This is a genomic window from Corallococcus terminator (assembly GCF_003611635.1).
Classification (GTDB): Bacteria; Myxococcota; Myxococcia; order Myxococcales; family Myxococcaceae; genus Corallococcus; species Corallococcus terminator.
In genome coordinates this window covers 1-9,684 of sequence record NZ_RAVZ01000359.1, presented here as the reverse complement: position 1 = coordinate 9,684, position 9,684 = coordinate 1, and the positions used below count along the sequence as shown (strand labels likewise).

The following is a 9,684-nucleotide window of genomic DNA, read 5'->3' as shown; positions in this document are numbered from 1 at the left end:
GGGCGGGCCGCGTTCGCGCGGAGGACTGGGATTCGCTGTCGGACTGGGGGCAGGTGGTGCGACTCCTCTCGCTGGGCAGCGACGCATCCCCGGTGGCGCTGTGGGCAGGCGCTCTGGATTGCTACAGCTTGCTGTCCGGGCATCTGGTGCGGCGCTATTCCAATCGCATCCACCCGGACTATCACCCCGCCGGGGCCGTGCTGACTGGCACCCTGGGGCCCCTGTACACCGAGGCGTTTGTCTCCGATGTGCTGGGGACCCGTCTGATGGGGGCCGAGGTCGCGCTGGACGTGCAGCACGTCCTCTCCGGCCAGTCCGCGCAGCCGGGCCGCTACACGTTGTCCCTCTCGGCGGTGCACGAGGGGGCACGGCTTGGAGACACGGCACGGCTCGCGACGTTGGCGCATGTGGACGCCTCGGCGGTGGTGGTGGTGCGACGGGGGCGCGACAGCGGCTTCGAAGCGCAGGTGTTCGCCGGGTGGGGAGGCTTCCCCGGAGCGGGCGGTGCATGGGGTGCGGTGGCGGGCCTGGGAGCGGACGCGGTCTCACCGACACTCGACTTGCAGGCCCGACTGGAGGGGCGCGTTCAGCGCGGGGGCTTCCGGCAGGGGTACTTCGGTCCCGACTACGAACTGGCGCGCTTCCAGGTGGCGGGAGCCTCCGGAGAGGCGCTGGCGGAGGCGGTCTTCCCCAACGGCGCCTCCGCGTTCGGCGAGGTGATTGTGAGCTGGGACGCGGTGCACCTGGGGGAGTTGTTGCAGCGGCACCTGCGCCTCTCCCTCTCCGCCGAGGCCTTCACCTGGGGACGAGTGGACGCGGATGTGCGGATGGCCGTGCAGCTCTTCCACCGGAGCGTTGAGGTGGCGTTGCGAGGAATGGCTGTGGGCCTGCGCCAGCCGGGGACGCGCTACCTCGCCTCGGGAGAGGCGCGTTGGCGCTTCCTCGGGGGCAGGGTGTACGCGCTGGGCCAGGGCGGCACGTTGCTGACCCCGACACCGGAGGGGACACTTCGCCCGGGAGCCTTCATCGCGGTCGGGATGGGGGTGGATCATGTGCGCTGAACTCCTGTCGCGAGCGTGGGGGCTGCTGTCCCTGGCCCTCCTCCTCACCACCGGCTGCGTCACGCTGCCGCCCCGGACGGGGGTGGATTCGTGGGCCCATGGGCCGCGTCCCACGCAGGTGTTGTGGAACACGGCGGGAGGTGTCGCCGAGCAAGCGCCCTCGTTGGTGGAGCCTGGAGCCTCCGAGCGGCTGGGCCGCCGACGGGGGCCGAAGCGCGAGCAGGGTTCGAACATCGGTAGCACGAGCCCGGACGAGACCGCCGGAGAAGAGGCGTTCACCTGCGGAGGCCAGGAGCGTCCACCCGGCTGGCCCGACCTGTCCTCCAGTCAGGAGGTGCTCGCCCCATTCCTGGCCTGCGCCTCGCCCGCGGAGTTCGTGGCGATGCAGCAAGGGGTGGACATGCCCCGGCTGGTGGAGTCGCTGAAGGACTGGGATGCGGTCCGGCTGGGGGCTCTTGGCCCGCTCGACGCGGATGCGTCCAAGATCCTCAATGGCAAACGCGCGGGCTTTCTCGTCACCGCGACGGAGAAGTACGGCGTCCCCCTGGCGGAGGTGTTCGCCCTCTTCATCGTCCACGCCGCCTTCGACGACGAACTCCGCGAGGTGCTCCAGCGTCTGGTTCACAACAAGCAGCTCGGTGAGACGCTGGGAAGCATGCCCACTGTCCGCGAGGAGTTGCAGCGACGGGGGCTGAAGCTGTCGGACTTCCCGGAGCGGACCGAGCAGGCCGGAGATGTCCTGCGGGGCCTGGGACGGGCGGGCCGTGAAGCACTCGTCACCATCCCTGTCTTCGCCGAGCCCCTGTACACGGAGTTCAGCGCGAAGCGAGGGCACCTGCCGCCCCCGTATCAGGAGGCCCTGGACGCGGTGGAGAGGGCGCTGGTGCTGGAGCGCTTCACGCCGGGAAAGATGGCATTGGGGACCTTCGACCACCTGACGTTCGGAGTGCCGATGGGCTTCTTCCATCTGGCGGCGGGAGCGGGGCAGGGGGCGCAGTCATTGGCGCAGGGAAGGTACGAGCAGGCCACCCGGGAGCTGGCGCCGGCCGTGTTGATGGTGGCGCTGTATGCGAGGGGGAAGGGGACGCGACTCCTGCCAGAGGCCCTGTCCGCGGAGGGATTGAAGCGGGGGCTGGGCCGGCTGCAATCGCAGTTGGGAGTCGAGGCTGCTCGCGACCTCTTCCGATACCTCCAGGCGGGTCGTGAGAATGCCCTGTTCGCGGCCCAGTCCGGTGAGGCCGGGCTGCTGGCCCTGTACGAGGCGAAGGGCAGTGCGGCGAAAGCGCAGGCGCTGCTGGCGGAGGCGAGTCGCGAGCGGCCGGGACCCCCAGCGGGGAGGAGCGGTGGGGCGAAGGACGCGAGCACGCTCGCCGCCCGGGTGCACGAAGCGGCGGGCTTCGAGCGGGAAGCGGTGGAGGCCCGCTGGGTGCAGTGGGAGCAGGAGGCGCCGGGAAGGCGCTTGGCCTCCGATGTGCGGGAGCTGGAGAAGCACCGTCCGTTGTTGGAGGCACCGCAACCGGGCGCCGAAGCTCATGCGCGCTGGGGTGAATACGTCGGGTACTTCGAGCGGCGGGTCGCGGAGCTCAAGCAGGGCGCGCAGGCGAAGGGGCCCCTGACCTGGAGGGACTACCACCAACTGCGAGGGACCTTCGCCCAGGGGATGGAGTTCGAGCGGGCCATGGTGGTCAAACTGCGGGAGGACGCGTTGCTGCCACAGGCAAAACGAAAGTGGCTCCAGGGCTTCAATAAGCCCCGCATCGAAACGCATGTGGGCGTGGCGAAGGCGGATCTCCGCTTCGCGGACGTGCTCGTCATCGAGATGGAGCCTCCCGCTGGCCAACCGTCCCGAGTGGAGACGTTCAGCTTCAAGAGCCGAAACCTTCAGTTGCTGGAGGAGCGCGTCATGGGAGCGCAGATGAAGGCGGACGCGAGCGCCGCGCTGCGATATTACGGTGAGAAGTTGAACATCCGTCGGCGCACACTCCAGTCCGAAGGCGATGGACTGGAGGTCCAGGTTCAACGGGTCCGCCTCGTCTATGAGTGCGGCGCACTCAAGCCCGACCAGATTAAGGCGTTGCTCCGCGTTGGGGAATCTACTCAGCGAAAAGTCAAAGGAGTGGAGGTGTCCTTCGAATGAAAACCCTGAATCCTCATCAATCGAACACGGAGGATCATCTCCAGTTCTCTTTCGAGGGGGCCGTCGATCCTCGGGAGTCGCTGGAGCGCGAACTTGAACCCTTCCTCCTGACACTGGAGGCGTCCGCTGGGGACTGGATGCCGAACGTCGTGAAGGGGAAGCGAGCGCGCAAATACAGCCGAGCCAATTTCTGGAAGGCATTGGATGAGGATCGCGACGAGGTTGGGGCGACCCTGGGGTTGTATCGCACGGCATGGCCGGCGCTGGATATGACGTTCAGGCTCTGGTTTCCACCGCTTCCACCAGAACTGAATGTCTCGCTTGTCTTACAACCCCTCTCGTTCTTTTCCGAGGTGGAGCGCTGCCGAGCGTTCGTGGACATGGTTCGTGGCTGGGCCGCTCGGTACCCAGTGACCTATGCCTCGGCGCACAGTGTCGCAGACGAATATTTGTCAGGCTCGCCCAACTTTGGGCGCGATATTCAGACCTCGATGAAGGACGGCTTCGACAAGATCTACGGGGTGTATTGGCTCAACATCTTTGGGTCCGAGTTGGTGCAGTCCGTCGGCCGCGAGCGGATGCTGTCAACCCCCGCCCATCGGGTAGAGGAACTCCCAAACGGCTCCGTCCTCGTTCTGACGTGGCCTACCGTCACGGACTTCGCATGTGAGGAAGCGCGTCAGGCTCAGGCTCGGGCGTTCGTGCACCTCCGGCCGGATCTTGACCTCTCTACCGTGCTCAGTGAACTGCGCGAACGCAGTGAGACCCTGGCGCCCGTGGAGCCACGCTTTCAACCGGACGTAGCGCCGCTGCTCAATCGCGTGCTGGACGCGTGCGCATTCAGTGAGCGCCAGCGGAAGATCGCTGAGTTCAATGTCCGCCCGCCGCCCGAGCCGGAAGAGTGGCTGCCCGCGGACGCCGCCATTCCTGTGGACGTGCAGGACCCGTCTGACGCCCGTGAGCACTACGCGACTCTCGCCGAGCACCTCGTGGCGATCCTGCACACCGAGGTGCCGTCGGTCTTCGAAACGACCCCCGAATCGTTGACGGACGTCGACTTCCACCTTTGGAGCCGGAACTATCCGGAGACCTTCGAGCGGTGGAAGATCGACGAGCAACTCATGCCCGCCGTGGGCGCGTACCTGGGCGAGGTCCTGGTCCGGCGACTGGGCGGCCAATGGATACCGCGGAAGAAACTGGAGGAAGCGCAGGTCCGTGTAGGCAACCGTGTATGGCTTCCATTCGTTCGTGCCCAGCGATACCTGGGTTCCCGGCAGGCGCTGTTGGACTACTCACTGACTCAGAGCTACCGCGAGGCTGAGCGACGCTGTTCGTGATCGAGTGCCGAGTATTCGACCTCTTTGAATTGTTCGTTCACGTCGTTGGCCGGACGGTTACGCTGACGTTCAGTCTCGATTGAGCATATCTCTCACTGGCAGGAACATTTCACCAGTGTGGACGCCGTGTCTGCGCTTTCGGTGAAGAAGCTCAGGTAGATGGATCCGTTGTTCCAGGACGGCCATGAGGTCTTCGCCTGTCATTGCGATGATCTTCGTTCTGCCAGTGCCTCCATGCGTCAGCGCGGCTGGGTTGAATCCATTAACTGACATGAAAAGACCGAGTGTGTTGTCGAGCTTTCTTTCGACCTTCGATGCGAAAATGTCGATGTCTTCTCTGGTGCATGGTGCAGAAGTCCATTTTGCTTCTAGGATGTAGTCTGTAGTTTCAAATGAGAAGGCTCCATCTATCTGTTCTGCGGTGGTTTTGAATGATGCTTTGGGATCTAGCTCAAATATGGAGAAAAGTTCGTAAAGGATCTTCTCCAGCACATACCCTCGCTTCTGCTCGCCCATACTTAGTGCTTCTGTGAATGTCTGTCTTACCTCATTTATCCTTTTTGAAAAAGTAGATGTCCGCACTGCCCGCTCCGCATCGGCCTCTTTGCGGCGCTCAATCTCTTCGCGCTCCTTGTTCGCACCAAGATGTGTTGCAGCCAGCTTGCGAAGGTGTGCGACAGACTCTGCCGCTTTGGCCGCTTTTCGCGCGCCATCATCCAGCCGCTGTAGGTGAGGGAAGTCTTCAAAGGCAACTGTCGCGAGGCAGAGATCGCGAATTTTGTCGAGATGTTTTTCTTGGTCGGCAGATAGTGTTCGAATGAGGCGGCCGACAATATTTCGTTTGTTGTCGGTCCAGTCGCTGCTTGAGATCAGGTTGGAATCGTTCCCAAAGCAAGCGTAGAGAAATCTCTTTAGATCGTCTTTGTACCAGAAGAGGTGGACCAGGGCTTCTTCGAGGGCCATCAATGCAGGTTGCGAAATTCGCTTTGCCATGACGTTGTGGAGTCTAACCGAAAGCTACGTGATAGGCCTGTTGCCCCCGTACTTGTTGGTTACCCAGGTAGTGGGGGACGTGGGACCTTGAGTTGGCTTCATGTGAACGCAGCCTCTTGAACGTTGCTTCTCCGGAATTCGTTGATTCTTAGATGGCGTTCGGAGCTTGTCATGGGAATGCCCCGTGGCTTTAAAAACGCGGCAGCGCCCAGTGCCTGCCGCAATCACCCATGGCTTTGAAGTCCTCTTCGCAAAAATGCAGAAGAATCCTGAAGCCAAGCTGGATTTTATTTCCAAGGATGACTGCGAACCGGTGCCTAATGTACGGCTGACCGCACCGCCTCACGCAGCGCCCCAGACTCCACCAGTGCCGTGACCGCAGTGATGTCGTGATGCAGCTCCCGGTCCCGGTCCATGTGCGGAACCTTGCTGCGCACCAGCTCATACGCCGCCAGGACGCCCTTGCCGGGCTTCACCGGCTGACGGAAGTCCAGAGCCTGCGCCGCGACCAGCACTTCAATCGCCAGACACGACCGCGTGAACTCTGACACCTGGCGCCCCTTGAGCGCGGCCGTCATGCCCATGGACACATGGTCCTCACGTCCCGCGGAGGACGGAATCGAATCCACGGACGCCGGGTGGCTCAGGATGCGCGACTCCGCCACCAGCGCCGCCGCCGTCACCTGGGCAATCATGAACCCTGAATTCAGCCCACTGTTCTTCGCCAGGAACGCCGGCAGGCCCGACAGAGACGGGTTCACCATCTGCTCCACGCGACGCTCGCTGATGCTGGAGAGCTGCGTGAGCGCCATGGCCACCACGTCCATCGCCAGGGAGATGGGCTGCCCGTGGAAATTACCCCCGGAGATGATGTTCTCCGTGTCCGCGAACACCAGCGGGTTGTCCGTCCCGCTGTTCACCTCCACCTCCAGGATGCGCCGTGCGAAGGAGATGCCCTCGCGCGCCGAGCCGTGCACCTGCGGGATGCACCGGAGGCTGTAGGGGTCCTGCACCTTGCTGCAGTTGACGTGCGTCTCCACCAGCTCGCTGCCCTTGAGAATCCGGCGCAGGTGGTCCGCCACCGCCTTCTGGCCCGCGTGCGGACGCACCGCGTGGATCTCCGGGAGGAACGGCTTGTGGCTTCCCAGCAGGCCCTCCACCGTCATAGCTCCCGCGATGTCCGCCACGTCCGCGAGCATCTCCGCTCGCAACTGCAACAGCGTCCCCACCGCGCACATCGCCTGCGTGCCGTTGATCAGCGTCAGGCCTTCCTTCGCCTCCAACACCACCGGCTTCAGGCCCGCCTTCTCCAGCGCCTGCTTCGACGGCATCCGCACGCCCTCGAAGAACGCCTCGCCCTCGCCAATCAACACCAACGCCAGATGCGCCAGCGGGGCCAGGTCTCCGGACGCGCCCACGCTGCCGCGCTCGGGGACCACCGGCACCACGTCCCGGTTCAGCATGTCGATGGCCAGGCCCAGCGTCTCCATCCGGATGCCGGAAAATCCCTTCGCCAGCACGTTGCACCGCAAGAGCAGCAGCACGCGGGCTTCCGGCAGCGGCAGCGGGTGACCCACGCCGCACGCGTGCGACAGGATGAGGTTGCGCTGCAAGTCGCGCAGGTCCTTCCGGTCGATGCGCACCTCCGCCAGCGTGCCGAACCCCGTGTTGATGCCGTACGACGGCGTGTCGCCAGCGGCCACCCGGTCCACCAGGGTGCGCGAGGCCTGCACCCGTTTGGCGGCATCGGGCGACAGCTCGACGGTGACTTCGTGGCGGGAGACCTGGAGGATCTCCTCCAGCTTCAGGGTGTCACCATCGATGAGGAGGCGGGGGCGGGACATGTCAGGGTGCTCCGGAGTGGCGGCTTGAAGTCGGTTTCGCCGGGAACGCTAGCGGAAACGCGGCGGGGTGGCAGAGGCCCTTTACACCCGGGGCCCGGGGCCCATATAGCCCGTGCCCGTCCGTGCAGGGAGGTCGTGAGCCCCTTGGCCCTTATCGTCCAGAAGTACGGCGGCACCTCGGTGGGTGACACCGAGCGCATGAAGAACGTTGCCCGACGCTGCCTCGCCGCCCAGAAGGCCGGCCATGACGTCGTCGTCGTCGTCTCCGCCATGTCCGGCGAGACGAACCGCCTGCTCAAACTCGTCGCCCAGATCACCGACCGGCCGAACGAGCGCGAACAGGACGTCATCGTCGCCACCGGGGAACAGGTCTCCATCGGCCTCGTGGCGCTCGCCATCCAGGCGCAGGGCGGGGAGGCCGTGAGCTTCCTCGGCCACCAGGTGCGCATCGTCACCGACAGCACCTTCTCCAAGGCCCGCATCAAGAGCATCGATGCCCAGCCCATCCGCGCCGCGCTCGCGAAGAAACAGATCGTCGTCGTCGCCGGCTTCCAGGGCGTGGACGAGACGGGCAGCGTCACGACGCTGGGCCGCGGCGGCTCCGACACCACGGGTGTCGCGCTGGCCGCGGCGCTCAACGCGGATGCGTGTGAGATCTACACGGACGTCGATGGGGTCTACACCACCGACCCCAACATCTGCCCGGCCGCTCGCAAGCTGGACCGCATCACGTACGAAGAGATGCTGGAGCTGGCGAGCCTGGGCGCCAAGGTGTTGCAGATCCGCTCGGTCGAATTCGCCATGAAGTACAAGGTGCCCCTCTGGGTGAAGTCTTCCTTCACCGAGGATCCCGGCACGCTCGTCTGCGAGGAGGACGCATCCATGGAGGACGTGCTGGTTCGAGGTGTCGCCTACGACAGGAACGAGGCGAAGATCACCGTGGTGGGCGTGCCGGATCAGCCGGGCGCCGCGGCGAAGCTCTTCGGGGCGCTCGACGCGAAGCACATCGTGGTGGACCTCATCGTGCAGAACCTGTCGCGCGACGGCCGCACCGACGTCACCTTCACCGTGGCCAAGTCCGACTTCGCCAAGGCCCATGAGGTCGTGAAGCTCGCGGCCCAGGAAGTGGGCGCCACCGGCGTCGAGGTGGACGACACCATCGCCAAGGTGTCCATCGTCGGCGTGGGCATGCGCAACCACTCGGGCGTCGCGGCCCGGATGTTCCAGACGCTCTCCCAGGAGGGCATCAACATCCAGCTCATCTCCACGTCGGAGATCAAGACCTCGTGTGTGATCCACACGAAGTACACGGAGCTCGCCGTGCGCGCGCTGCACACGGCCTTCGGGCTGGATGCGCCGCCCGCCGTGACGGAGACCCCCACCGTGTCCGAGAACGACGCACTCCATGGGCAGAAGGCCTGAGGCGGCCAGGGCGCACGTCCGCGCTCGCGGTGGTGTCGCTGGGCCTGCTCGCCCTGGGCTTCGTCGCCCGGGCGCGCTGGCCGGACGCGAAGCCCTCGCTCGACTGCCCTCTGGAGGCCGTGCGGTTGGATCCCGCCGGCCTCGCCACCTGCGGGCCGGGGACCGTGCCCACGGGGGCCCGGGCGCTCGCGCTGGGGCTCAAGCTGGACCTCAACGCCGCGTCGGAAGCGGAGCTGGCCCTGCTGCCCGGGGTGGGGCGTGACCTCGCCCGGCGGCTGGTGACGGCCCGCGAGGAACAGGGGCGGTTCACGAGCTGGGACGACGTGGACGCGGTGCCCGGCGTGGGTGACGCCAAGTTGCAGACCCTCCGGGCGGCCACGGTGCTGGAGTCGGCGGCGGCCAATGGGAGCGTGTGGTAAGCACAGCCGGTGCAGATCTCCTGCCCGCAATGCTCGATGCAGTACGTGCTGGATGCCCGACTCCTGCCGCCCGGCGGCGCTTCGGTGCAGTGCACGCGATGTGGACACGTCTTCATGGCTTCGCCCCAGGGGGCCGTCCCGCCCGCTCCGAAGCCTCCGCCCGCTGGCGGCGTGGACCGCTCGGGTGCCCAGTCCTCCACCCAGATTTTTGGCGGTGACACGGCCGGCCTGAAGTCCACGCATTTGTTCGCGGGACAGACGACGTCCACCGGCTCGTTCGTCCCGCAGCCGACGCCGTCTTCCGGACCGCTGACCTCGTCCGGCGTCATCCCGCCTCCGCCCACCATCGCGCCCGTCGCGAGCGCGCCCCGGCCTCCGGTGAGCACCACCACGTCAGGCGTGCATCCTCCCCAGGCCATGGGCCACACGCGGGCCTTCGGGGCCGTGGGTCCGGCGTCCGGTGGGGCAGGG

Annotated in this window: 7 protein-coding genes and 2 pseudogenes; 7 read left to right on the top strand and 2 right to left on the bottom strand. The window is 65.7% G+C overall.

Translation table 11 applies throughout. The annotated features are described in order from the left end of the window. From D7V88_RS34530 to D7V88_RS34520, 3 genes are all read left to right on the top strand, one after another. Window positions 1-1,061: hypothetical protein (locus D7V88_RS34530; RefSeq protein WP_120544865.1), on the top strand; the 1,061-nt coding region annotated here is incomplete at its 5' end. Continuing rightward, window positions 1,051-3,198 carry a hypothetical protein gene (locus tag D7V88_RS34525; protein ID WP_244238547.1) on the top strand — a complete coding sequence of 716 codons (2,148 nt, stop codon included), beginning with the start codon at window positions 1,051-1,053 and terminating at the stop codon, window positions 3,196-3,198. The genes D7V88_RS34530 and D7V88_RS34525, both read left to right, overlap by 11 nt. Further along, window positions 3,195-4,535, top strand: a complete 1,341-nt coding sequence (locus D7V88_RS34520) for a hypothetical protein (RefSeq protein WP_120544864.1) — start codon at window positions 3,195-3,197, stop codon at window positions 4,533-4,535. Before D7V88_RS34525 ends, D7V88_RS34520 begins: the two co-directional genes overlap by 4 nt. A 69-nt stretch (window positions 4,536-4,604) precedes the next feature. Here D7V88_RS34520 and D7V88_RS42715 read toward each other — a convergent pair whose 3' ends face one another. Then, window positions 4,605-5,528 (bottom strand): hypothetical protein, encoded by a 924-nt coding sequence (locus tag D7V88_RS42715; RefSeq protein WP_147448977.1) that lies wholly within the window; start codon window positions 5,526-5,528, stop codon window positions 4,605-4,607. 317 nt (window positions 5,529-5,845) lie between these two features. Beyond that, window positions 5,846-7,372, bottom strand: coding sequence for a histidine ammonia-lyase (gene hutH, locus D7V88_RS34515; RefSeq protein ID WP_120544863.1), 1,527 nt, complete (start codon window positions 7,370-7,372; stop codon window positions 5,846-5,848). Window positions 7,373-7,516: 144 nt separating this feature from the next. Here hutH and D7V88_RS34510 point away from each other — a divergent pair, with 144 nt between their 5' ends. From D7V88_RS34510 to D7V88_RS42710, 4 genes and pseudogenes are all read left to right on the top strand, one after another. Further along, entirely contained in the window at window positions 7,517-8,794 is a 1,278-nt protein-coding gene (locus D7V88_RS34510) for an aspartate kinase (protein WP_120544862.1), read from the top strand. Between the two features lie 29 nt (window positions 8,795-8,823). Then, entirely contained in the window at window positions 8,824-9,213 is a 390-nt protein-coding gene (locus D7V88_RS34505) for a ComEA family DNA-binding protein (RefSeq protein WP_244238546.1), read from the top strand. 9 nt (window positions 9,214-9,222) lie between these two features. Beyond that, window positions 9,223-9,321 (top strand): annotated as a pseudogene (locus tag D7V88_RS45580) (zinc-ribbon domain-containing protein); the annotation flags it as partial. A 6-nt stretch (window positions 9,322-9,327) separates the two neighbouring features. Then, window positions 9,328-9,684: pseudogene (locus D7V88_RS42710) on the top strand (hypothetical protein); the annotation flags it as partial.